General features: G+C 60.3%; 21 protein-coding genes. 8 read left to right on the top strand and 13 right to left on the bottom strand.

Annotated elements, in window-relative coordinates:
• Window positions 1-71 precede the first annotated feature (71 nt).
• Together KBP52_RS28565 and KBP52_RS28560 are read left to right on the top strand one after the other, a co-directional pair.
• Window positions 72-1,031, top strand: a complete 960-nt coding sequence (locus tag KBP52_RS28565; protein WP_212621471.1) for a nucleoside-specific channel-forming protein Tsx — start codon at window positions 72-74, stop codon at window positions 1,029-1,031.
• A gap of 15 nt (window positions 1,032-1,046) precedes the next feature.
• On the top strand, window positions 1,047-2,069 hold the full coding sequence (locus KBP52_RS28560) for a purine nucleoside permease (protein WP_212621470.1): 1,023 nt from the start codon (window positions 1,047-1,049) through the stop codon (window positions 2,067-2,069).
• Window positions 2,070-2,191: 122 nt separating this feature from the next.
• Here the strand turns inward: KBP52_RS28560 and KBP52_RS28555 are convergent, their stop codons facing one another.
• The 3 genes from KBP52_RS28555 to KBP52_RS28545 all read right to left on the bottom strand — a co-directional run bounded on the left by KBP52_RS28555 (window position 2,192) and on the right by KBP52_RS28545 (window position 4,356).
• The gene (locus KBP52_RS28555; protein WP_212621469.1) at window positions 2,192-3,148 is read right to left on the bottom strand and encodes a zinc-binding alcohol dehydrogenase family protein; all 957 of its coding nucleotides are present in this window, start codon (window positions 3,146-3,148) and stop codon (window positions 2,192-2,194) included.
• Window positions 3,149-3,178: 30 nt separating this feature from the next.
• Window positions 3,179-3,352 (bottom strand): DUF1427 family protein, encoded by a 174-nt coding sequence (locus tag KBP52_RS28550; protein WP_007969534.1) that lies wholly within the window; start codon window positions 3,350-3,352, stop codon window positions 3,179-3,181.
• Between the two features lie 221 nt (window positions 3,353-3,573).
• Window positions 3,574-4,356 carry a helix-turn-helix transcriptional regulator gene (locus KBP52_RS28545; protein WP_212621468.1) on the bottom strand — a complete coding sequence of 261 codons (783 nt, stop codon included), beginning with the start codon at window positions 4,354-4,356 and terminating at the stop codon, window positions 3,574-3,576.
• A 136-nt stretch (window positions 4,357-4,492) separates the two neighbouring features.
• Between KBP52_RS28545 and KBP52_RS28540 the strand changes: the two genes are divergently transcribed.
• Window positions 4,493-4,720: a DUF6555 family protein gene (locus KBP52_RS28540; RefSeq protein WP_034154602.1), complete on the top strand. Its 228-nt coding sequence runs from the start codon at window positions 4,493-4,495 to the stop codon at window positions 4,718-4,720.
• Between the two features lie 39 nt (window positions 4,721-4,759).
• Window positions 4,760-5,032: a hypothetical protein gene (locus tag KBP52_RS28535; protein ID WP_077573616.1), complete on the top strand. Its 273-nt coding sequence runs from the start codon at window positions 4,760-4,762 to the stop codon at window positions 5,030-5,032.
• Window positions 5,033-5,057: 25 nt separating this feature from the next.
• Here KBP52_RS28535 and KBP52_RS28530 read toward each other — a convergent pair whose 3' ends face one another.
• The 4 genes from KBP52_RS28530 to KBP52_RS28515 form a co-directional block, all read right to left on the bottom strand.
• Window positions 5,058-5,222, bottom strand: coding sequence for a metallothionein (locus tag KBP52_RS28530; RefSeq protein WP_077573617.1), 165 nt, complete (start codon window positions 5,220-5,222; stop codon window positions 5,058-5,060).
• A gap of 173 nt (window positions 5,223-5,395) precedes the next feature.
• Window positions 5,396-6,697: an IS4 family transposase gene (locus KBP52_RS28525; protein WP_077571455.1), complete on the bottom strand. Its 1,302-nt coding sequence runs from the start codon at window positions 6,695-6,697 to the stop codon at window positions 5,396-5,398.
• Window positions 6,698-7,993: 1,296 nt separating this feature from the next.
• Complete coding sequence (locus KBP52_RS28520; RefSeq protein ID WP_123595130.1) at window positions 7,994-8,446, bottom strand: DMT family transporter; 453 nt, start codon at window positions 8,444-8,446, stop codon at window positions 7,994-7,996.
• A 3-nt stretch (window positions 8,447-8,449) separates the two neighbouring features.
• Entirely contained in the window at window positions 8,450-8,935 is a 486-nt protein-coding gene (locus tag KBP52_RS28515; RefSeq protein ID WP_016987941.1) for a DMT family transporter, read from the bottom strand.
• Between the two features lie 113 nt (window positions 8,936-9,048).
• Between KBP52_RS28515 and KBP52_RS28510 the strand changes: the two genes are divergently transcribed.
• Window positions 9,049-9,984 (top strand): LysR family transcriptional regulator, encoded by a 936-nt coding sequence (locus KBP52_RS28510; RefSeq protein ID WP_212621467.1) that lies wholly within the window; start codon window positions 9,049-9,051, stop codon window positions 9,982-9,984.
• Between the two features lie 208 nt (window positions 9,985-10,192).
• On the opposite strand, the gene KBP52_RS28505 is transcribed toward KBP52_RS28510, so the two are convergent.
• Together KBP52_RS28505 and KBP52_RS28500 are read right to left on the bottom strand one after the other, a co-directional pair.
• Entirely contained in the window at window positions 10,193-11,875 is a 1,683-nt protein-coding gene (locus KBP52_RS28505) for a methyl-accepting chemotaxis protein (RefSeq protein ID WP_123595127.1), read from the bottom strand.
• Window positions 11,876-12,072: 197 nt separating this feature from the next.
• Window positions 12,073-13,389, bottom strand: coding sequence for a Na+/H+ antiporter NhaC family protein (locus tag KBP52_RS28500; RefSeq protein WP_116030645.1), 1,317 nt, complete (start codon window positions 13,387-13,389; stop codon window positions 12,073-12,075).
• Between the two features lie 255 nt (window positions 13,390-13,644).
• Between KBP52_RS28500 and KBP52_RS28495 the strand changes: the two genes are divergently transcribed.
• Entirely contained in the window at window positions 13,645-15,792 is a 2,148-nt protein-coding gene (locus KBP52_RS28495) for a methyl-accepting chemotaxis protein (protein ID WP_212621466.1), read from the top strand.
• Window positions 15,793-16,176: 384 nt separating this feature from the next.
• On the opposite strand, the gene KBP52_RS28490 is transcribed toward KBP52_RS28495, so the two are convergent.
• The 4 genes from KBP52_RS28490 to KBP52_RS28475 are packed head-to-tail and all read right to left on the bottom strand — an operon-like array spanning window position 16,177 to window position 18,778.
• On the bottom strand, window positions 16,177-17,490 hold the full coding sequence (locus tag KBP52_RS28490) for a sensor histidine kinase (RefSeq protein ID WP_212621465.1): 1,314 nt from the start codon (window positions 17,488-17,490) through the stop codon (window positions 16,177-16,179).
• On the bottom strand, window positions 17,487-18,155 hold the full coding sequence (locus KBP52_RS28485) for a response regulator transcription factor (RefSeq protein WP_016986295.1): 669 nt from the start codon (window positions 18,153-18,155) through the stop codon (window positions 17,487-17,489). The genes KBP52_RS28490 and KBP52_RS28485 overlap by 4 nt, the downstream gene beginning before the upstream one ends.
• Before the next feature lie 3 nt (window positions 18,156-18,158).
• Window positions 18,159-18,470, bottom strand: coding sequence for a PepSY domain-containing protein (locus KBP52_RS28480; RefSeq protein WP_064118601.1), 312 nt, complete (start codon window positions 18,468-18,470; stop codon window positions 18,159-18,161).
• Window positions 18,470-18,778 (bottom strand): PepSY domain-containing protein, encoded by a 309-nt coding sequence (locus KBP52_RS28475; protein WP_137218751.1) that lies wholly within the window; start codon window positions 18,776-18,778, stop codon window positions 18,470-18,472. Before KBP52_RS28475 ends, KBP52_RS28480 begins: the two co-directional genes overlap by 1 nt.
• Window positions 18,779-19,024: 246 nt before the next feature.
• On the opposite strand from KBP52_RS28475, the gene KBP52_RS28470 reads away from it, so the two are divergent.
• Window positions 19,025-20,104 (top strand): patatin-like phospholipase family protein, encoded by a 1,080-nt coding sequence (locus KBP52_RS28470; RefSeq protein ID WP_212621464.1) that lies wholly within the window; start codon window positions 19,025-19,027, stop codon window positions 20,102-20,104.
• A gap of 85 nt (window positions 20,105-20,189) precedes the next feature.
• Window positions 20,190-20,546, top strand: coding sequence for a 6-carboxytetrahydropterin synthase QueD (gene queD / locus KBP52_RS28465; protein ID WP_007915588.1), 357 nt, complete (start codon window positions 20,190-20,192; stop codon window positions 20,544-20,546).
• Window positions 20,547-20,724: the final 178 nt, after the last annotated feature.

The following is a 20,724-nucleotide window of genomic DNA, read 5'->3' as shown; positions in this document are numbered from 1 at the left end:
CCAACGTTTTCGTAACAAAACCGTACAAGCCCACGGAATCCGGGCCCTGATCCGCAAAAAAAGGACTTTGAATGCCCATCGCATGCCCTTTTCGCGCACCTTTCCCGTGCACGCTCGCTGTTTCCCTGCTACTGACCGGCGTTACCGGACTTCTCAGCCCCAGCGCTCTGGCGCAACCGGTCGCCAAGGAAGAATCCGCCCAGGGCGAAGCCCTCAGCCCCGAAGCCAGCCCGCCGAAAAAAGGCGCGTACCTGTCGGACTGGTACAACCAGGACTTGATGTTGATTGGCAGCAAGGACATCAGCTTCGGCCCACAACCGGCCGACGACATCTATCTGGAATACGAGTACTTCGGCCGCAAAGGTCCGTTCGAGTTGTACGGCTACATCGACATCCCGAAGATCTTCAATATCGGCAACAGCCACGACAAAGGCGTGTGGGATCACGGCTCGCCGGTGTTCATGGAGCACGAACCACGCATCTCCATCGACTACCTTGCCGGCCGCAGCCTGGCCATCGGTCCGTTCAAGGAATGGTATGTGGCGTTCGACTGGATCTACGACCATGGCAGCCGCAAAGAGAACCGCGCCAACACCCTCTACAGCGGTTTCGGCACCGACATCGACACCCATTCGCGGGTCAATCTGTCGGCCAACCTCTACGGTCGTTATCAGTGGGAAAACTATGGCGCCAGCAACGAATATTCCTGGGACGGCTATCGCGCGCAACTGAAGTACATCGTGCCGATCGACAAATTCAGCAACGGCGCCTCGCTGACTTACATCGGTTTCACCAACTTCGATTTCGGCTCGGACATCCACAAGGACAACCCTGCGCGCACGGCCAACGCGACGGTGGCGACCAACGTCCTGCTCTACTCGTTCACCCACTTGCGCTTCACCCTGGTCGGCCGTTATTTCCACAACGGCGGCAACTGGGAGGACGGCAGCGAGCTGAATTTTGGCGATGGCAATTTCCGTGCGCGTTCCAACGGCTGGGGTTACTACGCCGGCGTCGGTTATCAGTTCTGAATCAAGGAGTTTTCCATGCAAGCAATGATGCGTTTGACCCTGGCCGGCGCGGCCCTGCTCTCTTCCACCGCGTGGGCCGCCGAGGCGCCGATTCAACCGAAAGTCGTGCTGATCACCATGTTCGCCCCCGAGGCACAACACTGGATTGATCGCCTGGAGTTGAAGCAGGAAATCCGCGTGCCGGGCCTGTCCGCCGAGTACCCGAGCATCCGCTGCAACGCGCAGCAGGTGTGCCTGCTGACCACCGGCATGGGTCAAACCAACGCGGCCGCTTCGACATTGGCGTTGGCGCTGTCGCCGAAATTCGACCTGCGCAAAAGCTACTTCCTGATCGCCGGCATTGCCGGGATCAGCCCGAAACACGGGACCATCGGCACCGCTGCATGGGCGCATTATCTGGTGGAGTTCGGCACGCAATGGGAGATCGATTCGCGCGATGCGCCGTCGAGCTGGCCGACCGGTTATCTGGGCATCAACACCAAAGGCCCGAACGAAAAACCGCCGCTGGACTACAAGACCGAAGTCTTTGAACTCAACCCGAAATTGCAGGCCAAGGCTTTCGCCCTGAGCCACAAGGTCGAGCTGAGCGAAAGCAAGGAGTCTGCCGCGTGGCGCCTGAAATATCCGTCGGCGCCGGCCAATCAACCACCGGTGGTGACGCGCTGCGACACACTGGCCGGCAACACCTGGTTTTCCGGCACGCGACTGAGCGAACGGGCCGAGGTCTGGACCAAACTGCTGACCGACAACAAGGGCGAATACTGCACGACGCAGCAGGAAGACAACTCGACCTATGAGGCCTTGCTGCGTGCCAGTCGCGAAGGTCTGGTCGACGTGCAACGCCTCGCCGTGGTGCGCGCCGGCTCCGACTTTGACCGTCCTGAGCCGGGCGGCAGTGAAGTGGACAACCTGCTCAAGTACGCCGATCAGGGCGGCTTTGTGCCGGCGCTGGAGAATCTTTATCGCGCGGGTAATCCGCTGGTGCAGGACATCCTGAAAAACTGGTCGGAGTGGGAAAACGGCGTCCCGCAATCCTGAGCTACACACCGATCTACTGTAGGAGTGAGCCTGCTCGCGATCGCGGTGTGTCAGTTGATGCATGGGTGACTGTTACACCGCTATCGCGAGCAGGCGAAGGCCTACAGGGGTTTTGCGGTGGGTCAGGGAATTAGGATGACCTTGTCACCGCTGCCCTGATTGACGTCGGCGTAGCGCGCCAGGCCTTCGGCCAACGGCGCTTCGACCAACCCTTGCGGCAACGGCAACAAGCCTTCATCAAAGAACCGCCCGAACTGCTCGAGCATCGCCGCACAGGCTGCAACGCCATACAGCAGCGAATTGATCCCGACCACCGAGCCACCCTTGCGATACAGCGCCAGTGCCGGCAGTTGCACATGCCCGTCCACCGGCGCCGCGATGATTGCGATCCGGCCGAACGTGGCCAATGCCGCCACCGACGCCGGCAACCAGAAACCGGTGGTGTCGAAGATCACATCGGCGCCGCCGCGATATACCGCGTTGACCTGCGCGCCGAGGTCTTCGGGCTTATCCAGCTGAATCGTTTGATAACCCTGCGTCTGCAAATCGGCCACCTGCTCCGGGCGCCGCGCGGCTGCCAGCAACTGCGCGCCGCGCACTTTCGCCAGCGCCAAAGCAGCGGTGGCCACCGCCCCGCCGCCGATCACCAGCAAACGGGTTTCGGCCGTTACCAGACTGCGTTCCAGCGCATCCCACGCTGTGGTGTAAGGCACGCCGAGGCTGGCCGCCTGGGTGAAACTCAGGTGCGAGGGTTTGTGCGCCACGCCATTGGCCGGCAGTTTGACGAACCCGGCATGGGTGCCATCGGCGAAAAAGCCGAGCTCACGGCCAGTGCCCCAGACTTCCTGACCGATCAACGCTTGCGGGCCTTCGACGACGACACCGGCGAAATCGCGACCGGGAATCCGTGGCAGCGTGGTGTAGGGGAAGCGGCCGAGGACGTTTTTCACATCGCTGGGATTCAGCCCGGCAGCCTTGATCTGCACCAGCACTTCTTCAGCGCCGGGGACCGGGGTCGGCACCTCGACACAGCGCAGGGAAGACAGGTCGCCGGTTTTATCGAATTGCAGTGCTTTCATGAGGACATCCACCGAAGGAAAAGAGGAAATTCAGGACAACCAACCGGCGACCAATTGCCGGCCCATCGGCCACAACTGTTCACCGGCCAACATGCCGAGCAAACCGACCAGCGCGATGGCCGGCGGTGCGGGAGAACGGAAATCCAGCGCGCCATAGAGCAGGCCGACGCCGAGACCGATGGCCAGCGAAATCAGGTAGTTCATGGGGAATCACTCCGCCGTTTGAAGGGAATGGACAGAGTTTAGGGAACCGGCCGGGATGGAATCGGCCAAGGACTTCTGAATTTCGGACAAACCTTTGGAGCCAACACAGTCCATTGTAGGAGTGAGCCTGCTCGCGATAGCGGTGTGTCAGCTGATGCATAGTTGAATGACACACCGCTATCGCGAGCAGGCGAAGGCCTACAGGTCTTAGGCCAGTCTAATCATCCGCTGTGAGTCATGAATTGCGAGGGCGCCACGCCCAATTCGCGGCGAAACATGTCACTGAAACTGCTGGGTGAATAGCCGAGTTCCCGGGCAATCACACTCACCGCCACGCCCTGAATCAGTTCCGCCACCGCCGTCGCCAGTTGCACCTGCCGCCGCCACTCGGCGAAGCCCATGCCGAGGCTGTCCTTGAACAACCGCGCTAACGTGCGCACGCTGGCTCCGGCATTTTGCGCATGCTGTTCGAAAGCAATCTCCAGCGACGGCGCCGCCATCACCGCCTGACACAGATTCATCAAGCGCCGGTCGGAGTCGTCCGGCATCGGGATTTTCAACTGCGAACGCCGTGCGCGTTTCAGCTCCAGCAAGGCCAACCCGACCAGCGCTTCGTAATACGCCGGATCACCGCTGTCGCCCTGCTCCACCAGCCCGACAATCAACTCGCGCAGCAAACCGCCGACCTCGATCACCTGCACCGTCTGATCGAGCGTCGCCGCCAGCGCCGGGCGCAGGTAGATATTGCGCATCTGCAGATCCGACACCACCCGAATCCCGTGCGGCACACCCGGCGGCAACCACACTGCGCGCTGCGGCGGTACCACCAGCGCTTCGTGCGGCGTCTCAACCCACATCACCCCGCTCATCGCATACAGCAACTGCCCCCAGACATGCTCATGCGGCTCGATAAACAAGCCGCGCGGATAGGTCCGCGCCACGCGTTGCACGGGCACGTCGGTATCACTGAGATCGGGCGGTGCGGCAAGGGCCATGGCGAGCATTCATTGGGGTTGGCGAAAGACCCATGGTACCCAGTGCGCCACGGCGTCGCCAACGATAGAGACCGTCGGACAATCCGAGTGAATTTTCCCGGTGCGCCGCGATCCCTCTATTACCACAGGGAGGAATACGGGCTTTATGAACAACGCAAAACTCTATGTCATCGACTACACCCTTCACGGCACGCCCAAGTCGTTCATTATCCGCTCGGACAAGATGGACAACGCCGAGGCGTGGCACTGGGCAAGCTGCGACGCCGGGGTCGGCCGCATCCCGCGTTTTGGCCGTGAGAAGGTGCAGAAGACCAGCAAACCGATGGCGGAAAAATTCGGCGTGGAAAACGTCGTGTGGCGACCGACCAGCTAAGCTCTGCCTGGCGATCGGCATCATTCGGGGGAATGCACCATGAGCAACATCAGCAGCCCGGCGCATCTGGACTACGGCCTCGATACGCTGTTCGGGCGGATCACCAAAAGCGTGGACTGCCGCGTTGGGCTGGAGGCGGTCGAAGATGATCCGTTTTGCTTTGCCCTGCGAGTGCCGGCACCGCTGCCGGAAGATCTCGACCAGGCGAAAACCGTGGTGGTCAGGGTTGAGGGCCGACGACTGCAGGGCACGGTGCGGCATACCGAGCGGCTGGAGGATGAAAGCCTGAAACTGGAAGTGGAGCCTGATTAGGCTCCACTTTTTTATGCGTCGTTGTTCATCCGTGGGCGCATTTACAGCCCTTGGTTGAACACTCTTCACCACTTTTGTGGTGGTGGGCGCAGGCCTCGCAGCAATAGTGTTTGCCGTGGACGGCGTAGGCATGATCGCCTTCTTTGATGGTGCACTTGCAGTTGGGACAATCGCATTTTCTATCGGGCATGGGACAGACTCCTTGGGTGGGGGTTGTCTGGGGCTTGAGGGGTAAGCCGTGATAACCAGTGTAGAAGCTGTCGGAGATTTGGGGGGTTGTGGGGCTGGGGGTTTGGGGGTTTGGGGGCATATCCGTTGCTGCGGTAACGGCTGCTTAGGGTTCCGCCCTTACGGCCATCCCTTTCAAGGTCTTTTCGTTTTGGCAGCCTTGATAACTCTGTCCGTTGAGACATGAGCATGGACCGCTGTACCTTGAACCCATGTCTTGGGTTTAGGCACCTTGGGACCGCGAGGGCTTTTCGCAACTTGTTTGGGCTGGATGTTTCTGGCCAGCTCCAACAAGCGTTGGGCCAGTTGCTCCAGAGGGACAACGGGAAGATATTCCGAGGGCAGCGCAATCTGCATTCCCTCATAACCACTCCTGACCTGAACCGCCAAGTGATAGATGGAGGCTTCCCATCCTTCAGGCTGAGTCTCCCGGTGAGCTTGCTCGACACTTCGTTTGAGGACGGCCAGGACGTTGTAGGCCAATACCGCAGTGGCGAACCCGAGCAAGGCAGCCTTTGGGCTGCCAAGGGTTTCGATTTCACTTTCCAGAATCGCTTCCAGTCGCTGGAACATACCTTCAATGCTCCAGCGGCGGCGATAGAGCTCTGCGATCTGCTGTGCACTGACGCTTTGGGGTAGGTTGCTCCAGAACATCAAGCTGCTGTCTCCCGAGTCCGTTGGCGAATGAAGCGTCAGTTCGACACGCCGACATTGGTAACCGCCTCTGACCTGGATGATCTGCTCACGCACAGTGCCTGTTTCCACAGGCACCGGCTCTTGCCACTCACCTTCTTGAATCAAGCGTGGATGCTTGGCTTGCTGGCGAATGACAAAGGAGGTCTGGGCCTGCTCACAAGCTTCCATGACCGGGAGCGTGCAATAGAGTCGATCAGCCAACCACACTTGGCCCGGCTCGGCATCAGCCAACAGCGGCAGCACGCAAACACGCTCGCTTGCGTAGGCATCCTCACACGCCTGAAGGTCGATGACCTGATCGAGGTCGGGGTCGTAGGCCACCACCGAAAAACCGGGACGAGCGGCGCCGCGCTCGTGACGTAAAGCTCCCAGACGTTTCTCAGTGGATGCCAAGTGATTACCGTCCACTACCCGAACCTGCCAACCCGGCAGCATCGTCGTGCAACCCAGCTCTTTTATGGTTGGAGTCAGGCGTTGAGCGCAGCCCGTAACCAGGGCGCGCAACAGCGCCGGCTCGGTACGACTGATCTTGTCGTAGAGAGCCGCCAAACTGACAGGAAGATCTTCCAGTTGCCGCGCGGCGGCGTGCAGGGATGGCTTCAGGCCCAATGAAACAAGGGACATCAGCTTGATGATGGTCGAGAACAGCAGCTCACGAGAATACTGCCGTTGCCGATGCTCTTCGAAAACCTGATCGACCCACTCAGGGGCAATAGCCTGCTCCAGAGCCAATTTAGCCATGACACTGGCAGGTGCTTTTTTCTCGAAACGCGCTAGAACATCGGCCCACATCGTTTGGGGATCCCTGAATGAAATTTCAGGGGATTTTACCGAAGACCTTGAAAGGGATGGCCCTTACGGCGGGTCACTTTTTCCAGACGCCGAAAAAGTAACCAAAAAGGCTTGCCCCGGCGTACGGCACTTCGCTGAGGCTCAGTGTTCCCTCGCTACGGTGTCCATCCGGGGGCATCGCCTACGGTTTGCTTCGCTGCACCTCCTCTCGATGTGTGCGGCTTCGCCGCACGGCGCTTCGCGCCCCCCCGGATGAACACCTCCGCTCGGCCTGCCGAAGGGGCAAAAGATCAAAAGCCGAAGCCAAAGCCAAAGCCAAAGCCAAAGCCAAAGCCAAAGCCAAAGCCAAAGCCAAAGCCAAAGCCAAAGCCAAAGCCAAAGCCAAAGCCAAAGCCAAAGCAAGATCACAAGCCAGATCAAGAGCCCCTCACCCTAGCCCTCTCCCGGAGGGAGAGGGGACTGATTGAGGTGTTTGGGAGAGATACGCCGACGTGCGATACCGCGGTGAACTCAGATTCTGAAAGGCCCACCATCGGCCCCCTCTCCCTCGGGAGAGGGGACTGATTGAGGTGTTTGGGAGAGATACGCCGACGTGCGATACCGCGGTGAACTCAGATTCTGAAAGGCCCACCATCGGCCCCCTCTCCCTCGGGAGAGGGGACTGATTGAGGTGTTTGGGAGAGATACGCCGACGTGCGCTACCGCGGTGAACGCAAATTCCGAAAAGCCCACCATCGGCTCCCTCTCCCTCGGGAGAGGGGACTGATTGAGGTGTTTGGGAGAGATACGCCGACGTGCGCTACCGCGGTGAACGCAAATTCCGAAAAGCCCACCATCGGCCCCCTCTCCCTCGGGAGAGGGCTGGGGTGAGGGGCAGCCCCACCACAAAACCAAAGCCGAACACCCGCTCCTCACCACTCAATAGGCCGAGTGTCAGCTCGCCTGCTCTTGATCTTGATCTGTAAGGCGACGTCGGAAGGCTGAGTGGAGGGATTGATCCGGGCGTGGGAGCGCAGCGACCGTTTGGCGCAGCCAAACACAGCGGGAGTAGGTGCAGCGAAGCAAACCGGAGACGCTGCGCCCGGATCGATCCCGGAGCGAAGGGACCCCGAGCCCCAGCGAGCGGGCCGCACGTAGGAGCAAGCCTTTTTGGTTACTTTTTCGGCGTCTGGAAAAAGTGACCCGCCGTAAGGGCGGAACCCTAAGTGGCCGTTACCGCAGCAACGGATATGTACTCACCTCAACTCACCCAGCCTGACGCGAACTCCTATACATAAACACCAAAGCCACCCCCAAACACACCATCGCCAAAATCCGCGAACCAGACAGCTCAATCGCCGGATTCCCCAACCAGCCAAAATTATCAATCAACATCCCCATCCCCAACTGCCCGACAATCACCGCCACCGTCGCCACAGCCGTCCCCACCACCGGCACCGCCCCGACCATCACCATCATGTACACCACACCAAACAACGCCCCGGTCAACTGCCACTTCGGCACATCCAACAGACTCACCGCATGCGCCGGCTCAAAAAACAAAATCAACAACCCCGTCGTCACGGCGCCCACAACAAACGTCAACAAACTACTGCGCAACACCCCAACCGACTCGCCCAGACGCCCATTGATCGCCGCCTGCACGCTCAACACCGCACCGGCCAACACCACCACCGCCAACAAAATAATCAGACTCATCACTCACCCCCGCGCAATCAAAACCAAAGCCACCACAATCAACCCCAACGCCAGCCAGCGCTCGGCATTAACCTTCTTGCGCGTCGCGCCGAACCAGCCGAAATGGTCGATCAGCACACTCTTGCCCACCTGACCGGACAGAATCGCGATCATGGTCATGGCAATGCCGATATGCGGCGTCGCCAACGTCAGCACCACCACATACATCGGCCCCAGAAACCCACCGATCAACTGCCAACGCGGCAGATCAGTCAGGGCCGGGCCTTTTTGCGGCCCCGCAAACAACAGCAGCAAAAACAGAATCGCCGAGCCAACCCCGAAGATGCTCAAGGTCGCCCACAGATGCCCGACCTGCACACCCAACGGCCCGAGCAATCCCGCCTCCACCGACAAGCCCATGCCCGCGAGAATCACCAGCGGCAGCAACAACAAGCGCAATCCCGATTTCGTCGCCGGCGCGCTAACGCTCACCTCATCCAACGTCTGCATAAACAACATTCCACTCAAGTAAACGATGGCGCGGATTATCGGCTGGTCAAGCTGTGCGATAAATGGGAGCATCCGGACAACACTTTTGCGCAACTCGCACAGCAGGACGAACGATGCACGGGCTCAACGAACTCGGATTCAAGGCGCTAAGGCTGTTTGTCGCCGTGCTCGATCACGGTAGTTTTTCCGAAGTCGCCCGCCGCGAAGGTGTGGCGCCCTCGTCGATTTCCCGGCAGATCCAATTGATGGAGCAGGCGTTGAACCAGCAATTGCTCTACCGCCACACCCGCGCGGTGACGCCGACTGAAGCCGGGCGCATGCTCGGTCATCATGCGCGGCTGGTACTGGTGCAACTGGAAGAAGCCGAACAAGCGTTGCAAGAACAGCAAAGCGAACCCACCGGCCTGGTGCGCATCAACGCCCCGGTGGTGTTCGGCCAGCGGCATCTGACGCCGTGGCTGGGCAAGTTATGTGCGCGTTATCCGAAGCTGCAACTGGATATCCAGCAGACCGACCATTACGTCGACCCGTTGCAGGAAGGCGCCGACCTGCTGTTTCGCATCGGCCCACTGCACGACTCGAGCATGCAGGCACGGATCCTGGCGCCGCACCGCTTTCAGGTCGCGGCCAGCCCGGCGTATCTCAAACGCCACGGTACACCGCAGAAACCCGAAGATCTGGCGCAACACCAATGCCTGGCCTACAAAGGCGCGACCGGCCAGCAGCGCTGGTTTTTCCGTCGTGATGGTGAGGAATGGACGCCGTACTCGGTAAAAGGCCCGATCACTGGCAACCACGCCGACACTCTCACCCAAGCCGCTGAACAGGGTTTGGGGCTGGTGATGTTTCCGTCCTGGCTGATTGGCGAAGCGGTGCGCGATGGCACGCTGGTGCCGGTGCTGGGGGACTATCAGGTGTCGAACAGCCTGGAGCCGCAGCAGATTGCGGTGTTGTGGCCGGGGAGCCGGCGGTTGTCGGTGAAGGTGCGGACGGTGATTGATTTCTTTGTCGAATGCTTTGGTGAAGTGCCCTATTGGGATCGACCTTGAGTCTTTGAAGATCAAAAGCCCCTCACCCTAGCCCTCTCCCGGAGGGAGAGGGGACTGACCGAGGTGTCTCGGGTCATCCATCGACCGGAAAGATTCTGTCGATTATGGATTCGGTAAAGCTGTTTCAGGTCGGCGTAGTTCCAAAGCATCCCCCAATCAGTCCCCTCTCCCTCCGGGAGAGGGTTAGGGTGAGGGGCTTTTCACGCTGTCAGATCCGGAACTGGCCCACAAGTTTGCCAAGGCGCTGCCCCAGCTCCGCCAGACTACGCGACGTCTGCGCACCCAACTGCGTTTCATCGGCCACGCTGTCCACCGCCACCGCAATCTGATGCACGCTGCGGTTGATCTCTTCGGCCACCGCCGTCTGCTCCTCCGCCGCGCTGGCAATCTGCGCGTTCATCGAGTTGATCGTCGCGATCAGCTCGGCCATCGCATCCAGCGAAGCCCCGGCCTGATTGGCCTGCTGCGAAGTGCCGTCACCCGCCTCGCTGGAGCGGCGCATCGCCTCGACCGCCGATTGCGTGCCCGCCTGCAAGCGATCGATCATGCCCTGAATCTCCTGGGTGCTGATCTGCGTTCGACTGGCCAACGCCCGTACTTCGTCCGCCACCACGGCAAACCCGCGCCCGGCTTCACCAGCCCGCGCCGCTTCAATCGCCGCGTTCAATGCCAGCAGGTTGGTCTGCTCGGCAATCGAACGAATCACCCCGAGCACGCCGACAATCGACGTCACGTCCTGCTGCAAGCTATCGAGCGACACGCCGCTGCTGCGGATGTCATCGACCAACGCATGAATCTGCTTGATGCTGCCGGCCACCACACGCTTGGCGCTCTGGCCTTCTTCGTCGGTCTGCTGAGCGGCGACGGCGGCGTTCTGCGCGCTCTTCGCTACTTCTTGTGCGGCGGCGGACATTTCATTGATCGCCGTGGCAACCTGATCGGTTTCGTGGCGCTGACGCTCCATCGCCTGATCCGAACGCTGGGCCTGATCCGACACCTGCGTCACCAGCCCGGTCAGTTGCGTGGTCATTTCGGTGATCTGCCGCACCAGGCCATGGATCTTGTCGACGAAGCGATTGAACGAGCCGGCCAGTTCGCCGAGTTCGTCCTGGCTGGTGATGTTCAGTCGACGGGTCAGATCGCCCTCGCCCGCCGCGATGTCATCGAGGTTGGCCTTCATCAAATTCAGCGGACGCAAAATGGTATTGGCCAGCAGCATCCCCGCTGCCGCAATCACCAACAACACCACCACCGCCACGCCGACGATGCTCAGCACCACGCCTTGCACACGTTCCTGCACCTGCGCTTCGACCAAAGCCACTTGTGCCTCGATGCCGTCGAGGTTGACCGAAGTACCGACGGCCATGTCCCACTTGGCCAGGTATTCGGTGTAGCCGAGTTTCGGCACCAGCACCTTGGCATTCCCCGGCAACGGCGAGCTGTATTGCAGATAGTGCGTGCCGTCCTTCGCCACTTTCACCAGACCGAGATTGACGTAGACGCCGTTCGGATCGCGGTTGTCCTTGAAGCTTTTGCCCACGCCTTCGGGGTCATTAGCCTTGAACAGGCGCACGGTCTCGGAGTCGTAGCCGAAGAAGTAGCCGTCCTTGCCGTAGCGAATACCCGACAGCAGTTTGATCGCCTGCGCTCGCGCCTCGTTATCACCGGGAGCCGCCGCGTCGTACAGCGGTTTGATCGTGGTCATGGCCACGGCGACGTAACTTTGCAAAGTGGCTTTGGCATCGCCGAGCAGGCGTTCGCGGGTCTGTTCGACCTCTTTGTGCGCCTGTTCCTGGAGGATGAACAGCGTGGTCAGGCTGATGACCAGCGCAAAGAGCAACACCGGGAGAACGGCGAGGGACAGGACTTTAGCCTTGAGGCTCAGGCGCATTGTGGGAGCTCACTCTTTTGGTTTTATTGGCGTGGTTAAAGGCTTTAACGGCACGCGCAAGCAAAAGTTGAGTCCGTGGTCACCCCATCCCCTGTAGGAGTGAGCCTGCTCGCGATAGCGGTGTATCAGTTGGCAGATGTACTGACAGATACACCGCTATCGCGAGCAGGCTCACTCCTACAGGGGAGACGTGGGGTTTAAAGAACCATCGCGGCCACCCAGCCGAACGCCAGCAGCGGCAGGTTGTAGTGCAGGAACGTCGGCACCACGGTGTCCCAGATGTGGTGATGCTGACCGTCGATATTCAGGCCGGAGGTCGGGCCCAGCGTCGAATCCGAAGCAGGCGAACCGGCGTCGCCCAACGCACCAGCGGTACCGACGATGCATACAATCGCGATCGGGCTGAAGCCAAGTTGCACGCACAGCGGCACGAAAATCGCTGCCAGAATCGGCACAGTGGAAAACGACGAACCGATGCCCATGGTCACCAGCAACCCGACCAGCAGCATCAATAGTGCACCGATGCCCTTGCTGTGATTGATCCACGACGCCGAGGATTCAACCAGCGTCTGCACTTCGCCAGTGGCCTTCATCACTTCGGCAAAACCAGACGCGGCGATCATGATGAAGCCGATCATCGCCATCATCTTCATGCCCTCGGTGAAGAGGTCATCGGTCTCGCGCCATTTCACGATGCCTGATGCCGAGAAGATCAGAAAACCGACCAGTGCCCCGATAATCATCGAGTCCAGCAGCAACTGCACAATGAACGCAGCGGCAATCGCCACACCGGCAATCATCAGGCTCAGCGGGTTGTACTGCACCGCGACTTGCTCGACCTGCTCGATCTTCGCCAGGTCGTACACGCGTTTCTTGCGGTAGCTGATAAACGCCATCGCCAGACCAAAGACCATGCCCAGCGCCGGAAGGCCCATGGCGTGGGTGACGTTGATGCCGCTGATGTCGACGCCGCTGCGCGCAACATTCGCCAACAAAATCTCGTTGAGGAAAATGTTACCGAAGCCCACCGGCAGGAACATGTACGGGGTGATCAGACCGAACGTCATGACGCAGGCGATCAAGCGGCGGTCGAGTTGCAGCTTGGTCAGTACATAGAGAAGCGGCGGCACCAGCAGCGGAATGAACGCGATGTGGATCGGCAGGATGTTCTGCGAAGCGATCGCCACCACCCACAACAGGCCGATCAGCAGCCATTTGACGCTGCCACCGCCAGTCGCATGCTGACGGTCGACCATCGCCAGGGCCTTGTCGGCTAGCGCATGGGCCAGGCCAGACTTGGCAATCGCCACGGCGAAAGCGCCGAGCAACGCGTAGGACAACGCCACCGTCGCCCCGCCGCCCAGGCCGCTGTTGAACGCCTTGAGCGTGGCATCGATGCCCAGACCACCGGTCAGGCCGCCGACCAGCGCGCCAACGATCAAGGCGATCACCACGTGCACGCGGGACAGGCTGAGAATCAGCATGACGCCGACTGCCGCTATGACTGCATTCATTTCACTACCTCAAAAAACACTGCGGTGGAAAACCGACCGCCAGACAGAAAGAGTCCGCCAAAGCTTAACCGGCGGATTTGCAAAGAGGGTCTTATTAGAAGGGCGCGCACTGTGCCGCAGAGTGGCCGCAGTGTCAAAGCGAGCGGGCGATTTCGGGTGCGGCAATCCGCCATATTGAGTTTCAAGGATAAAGAAAGCCGATTTGCGGCCGTTACAGTGCAAAGTCTCAGATATTTATCGAATAAGGACGTCTCCATGTCGCTCAGACAACTTTCCATCCAATGGAAAATCACCCTGCTCGCCGGCCTCTGCCTGGCCGGTGTCGTGACCCTGTTGGTGGGTCTTTCGCTGTATCGCATGGAGCACAGTTCTGCACTGGTGAAAGCTTCGAGCATGGAAATGCTCACCGAGTCGGCGCAAGCGCGCATCGAGTCGCAAGGTGAGGTGCAGGCTGCCGGCATCCGCCAGCAGTTCATGGACGCCTATCAGTACGGCCACGGTTTTTCGCGCCAGGTTTTGTTCCTGCGTGAACAGGCCGAGAAACGCTTCCTCGATGCCTTCGACCTGCGCGAAGACATGACTCGCCAGGTCAAATCGGCGCTGCAAGCCAACCCGGACTTGCTCGGCCTGTCGCTGGTGTTCGAAGCCAACGCGCTGGACGGCAAGGACGAATTGTTCGCCGGCCAAGCCGAATTGGGCAGCAATGACAAGGGCCGTTTCGCCCTGTACTGGTCGCAACCAACGCCAGGCAAAGTCACCTCGATGGCCCTGCCGGAAAGCGACATGGCCGACACCAGCACCGGCCCCAGCGGCCAAGCCGCGAACGCCTGGTTCACCTGCCCGCGCGCTACGCTCAAGCCGTGTGTGATCGAACCCTACTTCTATGTGATCGACGGGCAAAAAGTGCTGATGACCAGCATCGTCTTCCCGCTGATGGTCAATGGCAAAGTCATCGCCTCGCTGTCGGTCGACATCAACCTCAACAGTCTGCAAGCCATCAGTCAGGGCGCGAGCAAGAAGCTCTATGACGGCCAGACCGCCGTGAGCATCATCAGCCCCGCCGGCCTGCTCGCCGGTTACAGCCCGGATGCCGGCAAACTCAGTCAGCGTCTGGATGCCGTGGACAAAATCAGCGGCGCCGAACTGCTGAGCAAACTCGCTTCCAGCACAACCGTCAGCAGCCTGCACAGCAACGGCCAGTTGAAAGTGCTGTCGCCGTTCCCGCCGATTCCCGGGGGCCCGTCGTGGGGCGTGTTGCTCGACGTACCGGAAAAGGTCCTGGTCAGCCGCGCCGAGGCGCTCAAGCAACAACTGGATGCCAGCAATAACTCGGGCACTTTGATCGAACTGAGCCTTGGCGTGCTGGCGGCGTTGATCGGCTTGCTGCTGGTGTGGCTGATGGCGCGCAGCGTGACCAAACCGATCCTCGGCGTGGCGCACATGCTCGAAGACATCGCCAGCGGCGAAGGCGACCTGACCCGCCGTCTGGCCTACGACAAAAAGGACGAACTCGGTCAGTTGGCCGGTTGGTTCAACAAGTTCCTCGACAAGTTGCAGCCGATCATCGCCGAGGTGAAACGCTCGGTGCAGGATGCGCGCAACACCGCCGACCAGTCCTCAGCGATTGCCACCCAGACCAGCGCCGGCATGGAGCAGCAATATCGGCAGGTCGATCAGGTCGCCACCGCATCCCACGAAATGAGCGCCACTGCGCAAGACGTCGCCCGCAGCGCCGCGCAGGCTGCCGAGGCGGCCAAGGATGCCGATCGCGCTACCCGTCAGGGCCTGACCGTGATCGACCGCACCACCGCGAGCATCGACACCCTCGCCGCCGACATGAGCGCAGCGATGGTGCAGGTCGAAGGCCTCGCCGCCAACAGCGAGAAAATCGGCGCGGTGCTGGAAACCATTCGCGCGATTGCCGAGCAGACCAACCTGCTGGCGCTCAACGCCGCGATCGAAGCGGCACGTGCTGGTGAAGCCGGACGTGGTTTTGCCGTGGTCGCTGATGAGGTACGCAACCTCGCTCGCCGCACACAGGAATCGGTGGAAGAAACCCGTCAGGTCATCGAGCAGTTGCAGAGCGGTACGCAGGATGTGGTCGGGTCGATGGGCAACAGCCATCGTCAGGCTCAGGGCAGTGTCGAACAGGTTGGCCAAGCGGTGACCGCGCTGCGCCAGATTGGCGATGCGGTGACGGTGATCAGCGACATGAACCTGCAGATTGCCAGCGCCGCTGAAGAGCAAAGTGCGGTGGCTGAGGAGATCAACAATAACGTGGCGACGATTCGCGATGTCACCGAGTCGCTGTCCGGGCAGGCGAATGAGTCGGCGCGGGTGAGCCAGTCGCTCAATAGCCTGGCGAATCAGCAGCAGAGTTTGATGGATCAGTTTCGGGTGTGATCCGAAGGTTGTGGGGTGTCAGTTGAATTCCCCCCTCACCCCAGCCCTCTCCCCCCAAGGGGGCGAGGGGGAAAGGGAGCCGATCTCCGTGCCATTCAAAACCTGAGTTCGACTCCACATTTCAGATCACGATGATGCTTTCAAAACCTGAGTTCGGCTCGGCATTTCAGATCACGAGGATGCTTTCAAAACCTGAGTTCGGCTCGGCATTTCAGATCACGAGGATGCTTTCAAAATCTGAGTTCGGCTCGGTATCTCCGGTCACGGGGAGGCTTTCAAAACCTGAGTTCGACTCGGTATCTCACGTCGGTGTACCTCGAACAAACACCTCGGTCAGTCCCCTCTCCCTCCGGGAGAGGGTTAGGGTGAGGGGCTTTCAGAGGCTCACCGCCGAGGCAACTCGATCACCACCTTCAACCCACCCCACTCACTCTCGCCCAACACCAGCAACCCGCCCCAGGTCTCGACAATATCGCGGACAATCCCCAGCCCCAGGCCATGCCCATGGGTCTGTTCATCCAGCCGCGTGCCACGACTGAATACCTGAGCGCGCTGTTCTTCGGGAATCCCCGGGCCGTCATCTTCCACGCTCAGCGCAAAGCCATCCGTACGCTCAATCACACTCAGACGCACCTCGGCGTCCGCCCACTTGCAGGCGTTGTCCAAAAGATTGCCGAGCAACTCGAGCAAATCCTCTCGATCCCACGGTAACTGCAACCCCGCTGGCGCGACATAACTCAGCGCCAGATGCTCGCCATGAATCATGTTCAACGTCGCCAGCAATCCCGGCAGCTCCGCATCGCAATCAAACAGCGCCCCCGGCAGTGCATCACCGGACAGCCGTGCCCGGTTCAATTCACGATTGAGCCGCTGCTGCACCTGCTCCAGCTGTTCCTTGAGGACCTTACGCAGCTCAGGATGGGCATCGAGTTTTTCGCTGGACGCCAGGCTCAACAGCACGGCCAATGGCGTTTTCAACGCGTGCCCTAGGTTGCCCAAGGCATTGCGTGAACGCTTGAGGCTGTCCTCGGTGTGGGCAAGCAAATGGTTGATCTGCGCCACCAGCGGTTCCAGCTCCACCGGCACCTGATCATCGAGTTGCGAACGCTGGCCCTGCTGCAATTGCGCGATCTGTTCGCGGGCCTTTTCCAGCGGCTTCAACGCGCGGCGTACGGTCAAGCGCTGCAAGAACAGAATCAACAGCAACGCCGCCAGCCCAAGGCCGAGGCCGATCTGACGCATGCGCTGAAAGCTCTCGCGCACCGGCGTGTAATCCTGCGCGACGCTGATCGAAATCGACTGGCCCAAGCGTCGATAATCCGAGCGCAGCACCAGCAACTGCTGACCGTCCGGGCCCAGTTGCAGATTGCTGTGCAGCCCGGGATGGTCGAGCAGCGGCAGATCCTGATCCCACAACGAGCGCGAACGCCAATGGCTGTCGGCAAAATCGATGCGGAAGTAATGCCCGGAAAACGGCCGCTGATAGGCCGGTGACAAATGCCGCTCATCCAGTTGCAGGCCTTGCGGCCCACGCACCAATGCCACCAGCAAACTTTCGCTGTCGTTGCGCAAACCGGCTTCGAGATAACGCTGCAAACCCACTTCGAACAACCACAGACTGGTTTGCGCGACCACCACACCGACGACCACCATCACGCTGATCAAACCCAGGCTCAAACGGCGCTGGATCGACCTCACGAAGCTTGCCCGCCGAACAGGTAACCCTGGCCGCGACGGGTTTCGATCACGCTTTTGCCGAGCTTGCGCCGCAGATGATTGACGTGCACTTCGAGGACGTTGGAGTCGCGCTCGGTTTCACCGTCGTATAGGTGTTCGGCGAGGTGGCTTTTGGAGAGGATCTGCTCCGGGTGCAGCATGAAATACCGCAGCAGACGGAATTCGGCGGCGGTCAGTTGAATGTCGGCGCCATCGCGCACCACGCACTGGCGGCCCTCATCCAGATGCAGCCCGGCCGCCTGCAAGGTCGGCTGATTGGACTGGCCCTTGGAGCGGCGCAACAGCGATTGAATGCGCAACTGCAACTCTTCGGGGTGAAACGGTTTGGTCAGGTAATCATCGGCACCGGCCTTCAGGCCTTCGATGCGCTCGGCCCAGGAATCGCGCGCCGTGAGGATCAACACCGGAATCGCCAGACCACCGGCGCGCCACTGCGCCAGCACTTCAAGCCCCGGCACGCCGGGCAGGCCGAGGTCGAGAATGATCAGATCATACGGCTCGCTGCTGCCCTGATACAGCGCATCGCGCCCGTCCGCCAGCCAATCCACCGCGTAGCCCTGGCGTTGCAGGCCGGCGAGCAATTCGTCGGCCAACGGTACGTGGTCTTCCACCAATAGCAAACGCATCGATCAATCTTCCTTGTCTTTCACCAGTTCGCCGGTATCGGCCTTCAAGTGCAGCTCTCGGGCGACACCTTCGACGGTCAGCAACTCGACTTCATAAATGTAGACGTCGTGTTTTTCTTCCAGCTCGACTTCCAGCAGTTTCGCCCCGGGATAGCGATCCATCGCCTGCTGCAGCACTTGCTCCAGCGGCAGGATCACGCCCTGCTTGCGCAAATTGAGCGCTTCGTCCGGGCCGAGGTCGCGAGCCATCGCCGTCGAGCAACACATCACCAGCGCCAACGCCGTGCGGCGGGTGGCGCGAACATTAACCTTCATTACGTATCCTGATGATCCTTGAGAACCTGCCCAGTCACCGCGTCTAATTCCAGATCCCACTCCAGCCCCTGCGGATCGCGCATTTCGATCTGGTAGATGTACTTGCCGTACTGCTCTTCCAGCTCGGTGTCGGTGATCGTCGAGCCCGGATGTTTGGCCAGCGCGGTGGCGTTGAGCTTCTCGAAGGAGACGATAGTACCAGCGTCGCGCAGACGCAGGGCTTCGTCAGGGCCGAGATCGCGGGCGTGAACAGTGCTGGCAGTGAGACCGATGATCGAGGCAATGGACAGGGCAGTCAGGGTTTTCATGGTGTCTCCGTATTTTTATGTATTGCTTAACGGTGGGCACCTTAACGGGATCAACTTAACTGAAACTGAATTGCCATCATTGCTCTTAATCAACATACAACCCCTGTAGGAGTGAGCCTGCTCGCGATAGCGGTCTATCAGTCAAATAAGTGTTAACTGACACACCGCTATCGCGAGCAGGCTCACTCCTACAAGGTTTTGTAACATGTGCTTATAATTGTTCGCTTGCTAACGATCGAGACCGGTATGACCGCCATCCACATCAAATTCCCCGCCCTCACCCTCAAGGCCGGCCCACGCGCCATGGCGCGCATTCGTGCCCAGGGCTTGAACGCCGCCGACGTCGGCACCCTGCCCGGCGCTGCCGGTGGGCCGAAGGCGTTGGGGATTCAGGGGCTGGATCTGGCGTTGTTCGGCGAGTGGCTGCCGAGCGCACCGCGTGAACGCTCGCTGATTGGCGCCTCGGTCGGTTCCTGGCGCTTCGCCAGTGCCTGTCTGCCGGACGCCGCCGAAGGCATCCGTCGTCTCGGCCATCTGTACGCCGAGCAGAATTTCAACAAAGGCGTGACCATGGCCGAGATCAGTCAGAGCTCGCAACGCATGCTCAACGACCTGCTCGATGGCCGCGACGCGAGCATCCTCGACAACGCCCATTACCGCTTGAACATCATGGTGGTGAAAAGTCAGGGACGTCTGGCCGATGATCATCGCGGTCGCCTCGGTCTGGCGCTGGGCTCGGTGATCGCCGACAACCTGCGCGGTCGTGCACGGCTGTCGCGGCACTTCGAACGACTGATCATCCACGACCCGCGCCTCGCCCCACCGGTGAATGCGCTGAACGATTTTCCGTCACGCTTCGTCGCCCTGAATGCCAGCAACCTGCGTCAGGCCTTGTTGGCGTCGGGGTCGATTCCGATGGTCATGGAAGGCGTGCGCGACTTGCCGGGTGCTGGCGCCGGCACTTTCCGCGACGGTGGTCTGCTCGACTATCACCTCGACCTGCCCTACAGCGGCGACGGCATCGTGCTCTATCCACACTTCACCGACCGGGTGATTCCCGGCTGGTTCGACAAGACCCTGCCATGGCGCAAGGCCTCAGTGGAACGCTTGCAGGACGTGCTGCTGCTCGCGCCGTCGAAGGAATATCTGGCGCGCCTGCCCTACGGCAAACTGCCCGACCGCAACGACTTCAAACGCTTCATGGGTGATGCGCCGAGCCGGCAGAAATACTGGCACGCGGCGATGGACGAGAGCCGCCGCCTCGGCGATGAATTCCTCGAACTGACTGCCAATGGTCGCCTCGCCGAGCGCTTGCTGACCCTTTAGTCAGCACGGCCAAACACAAGCTGGTAAACTCGCCGCCTGCCCGAATCGCTGCGGCAAACGCCATCTGAACAGAGCCGAAAATACTGTGGAAATCTTCAAGGAATTTACTTTCGAATCCGCCCACCGCCTGCCGCACGTCCCGGACGGCCACAAGTGCGGGCGTCTGCACGGTCACTCGTTCAAAGTGGCGCTTCACCTCAGCGGCGACCTCGATCCGCATACCGGCTGGATCCGCGATTTCTCCGAGATCAAAGCGATCTTCAAGCCGCTGTACGAGCGTCTCGATCACAACTATTTGAACGACATTCCCGGTCTGGAAAACCCGACCAGCGAAGTGCTGGCCAAATTCATCTGGAATGAAATGAAGCCGTTGCTGCCGGAACTGAGCGCGATCCGTATTCACGAGACGTGCACCAGCGGTTGCATCTATCGCGGTGAATAACTTCTGACACCCCAACTATCCCGTGGGAGCGAGCCTGCTCGCGAAAGCGGTGTGTCAGCCGACATTGATATCGACTGATACGCCCTCTTCGCGAGCAGGCTCGCTCCCACAAGGAAACAGTGACTTGCCAGAGAACAGCCTTCACGGCTGTTTTTTTACGCCTATGCTTTTTGGCTCC

Source organism: Pseudomonas sp. SCA2728.1_7 (genome assembly GCF_018138145.1).
GTDB lineage: Bacteria > Pseudomonadota > Gammaproteobacteria > Pseudomonadales > Pseudomonadaceae > Aquipseudomonas > Aquipseudomonas koreensis_A.
Note: the sequence above shows the minus strand (reverse complement) of the source record. Positions and strands in the feature narration are given on the sequence as shown.

Coding starts and splice junctions, on each gene's coding strand:
- KBP52_RS28565 (WP_212621471.1), top strand. CDS start 72: ATGCCCATCGCATGCCCTTTTCGCGCACCTTTCCCGTGCACGCTCGCT.
- KBP52_RS28560 (WP_212621470.1), top strand. CDS start 1,047: ATGCAAGCAATGATGCGTTTGACCCTGGCCGGCGCGGCCCTGCTCTCT.
- KBP52_RS28555 (WP_212621469.1), bottom strand. CDS start 3,148: ATGAAAGCACTGCAATTCGATAAAACCGGCGACCTGTCTTCCCTGCGC.
- KBP52_RS28550 (WP_007969534.1), bottom strand. CDS start 3,352: ATGAACTACCTGATTTCGCTGGCCATCGGTCTCGGCGTCGGCCTGCTC.
- KBP52_RS28545 (WP_212621468.1), bottom strand. CDS start 4,356: ATGCTCGCCATGGCCCTTGCCGCACCGCCCGATCTCAGTGATACCGAC.
- KBP52_RS28540 (WP_034154602.1), top strand. CDS start 4,493: ATGAACAACGCAAAACTCTATGTCATCGACTACACCCTTCACGGCACG.
- KBP52_RS28535 (WP_077573616.1), top strand. CDS start 4,760: ATGAGCAACATCAGCAGCCCGGCGCATCTGGACTACGGCCTCGATACG.
- KBP52_RS28530 (WP_077573617.1), bottom strand. CDS start 5,222: ATGCCCGATAGAAAATGCGATTGTCCCAACTGCAAGTGCACCATCAAA.
- KBP52_RS28525 (WP_077571455.1), bottom strand. CDS start 6,697: ATGGCTAAATTGGCTCTGGAGCAGGCTATTGCCCCTGAGTGGGTCGAT.
- KBP52_RS28520 (WP_123595130.1), bottom strand. CDS start 8,446: ATGAGTCTGATTATTTTGTTGGCGGTGGTGGTGTTGGCCGGTGCGGTG.
- KBP52_RS28515 (WP_016987941.1), bottom strand. CDS start 8,935: ATGCAGACGTTGGATGAGGTGAGCGTTAGCGCGCCGGCGACGAAATCG.
- KBP52_RS28510 (WP_212621467.1), top strand. CDS start 9,049: ATGCACGGGCTCAACGAACTCGGATTCAAGGCGCTAAGGCTGTTTGTC.
- KBP52_RS28505 (WP_123595127.1), bottom strand. CDS start 11,875: ATGCGCCTGAGCCTCAAGGCTAAAGTCCTGTCCCTCGCCGTTCTCCCG.
- KBP52_RS28500 (WP_116030645.1), bottom strand. CDS start 13,389: ATGAATGCAGTCATAGCGGCAGTCGGCGTCATGCTGATTCTCAGCCTG.
- KBP52_RS28495 (WP_212621466.1), top strand. CDS start 13,645: ATGTCGCTCAGACAACTTTCCATCCAATGGAAAATCACCCTGCTCGCC.
- KBP52_RS28485 (WP_016986295.1), bottom strand. CDS start 18,155: ATGCGTTTGCTATTGGTGGAAGACCACGTACCGTTGGCCGACGAATTG.
- KBP52_RS28480 (WP_064118601.1), bottom strand. CDS start 18,470: ATGAAGGTTAATGTTCGCGCCACCCGCCGCACGGCGTTGGCGCTGGTG.
- KBP52_RS28475 (WP_137218751.1), bottom strand. CDS start 18,778: ATGAAAACCCTGACTGCCCTGTCCATTGCCTCGATCATCGGTCTCACT.
- KBP52_RS28470 (WP_212621464.1), top strand. CDS start 19,025: ATGACCGCCATCCACATCAAATTCCCCGCCCTCACCCTCAAGGCCGGC.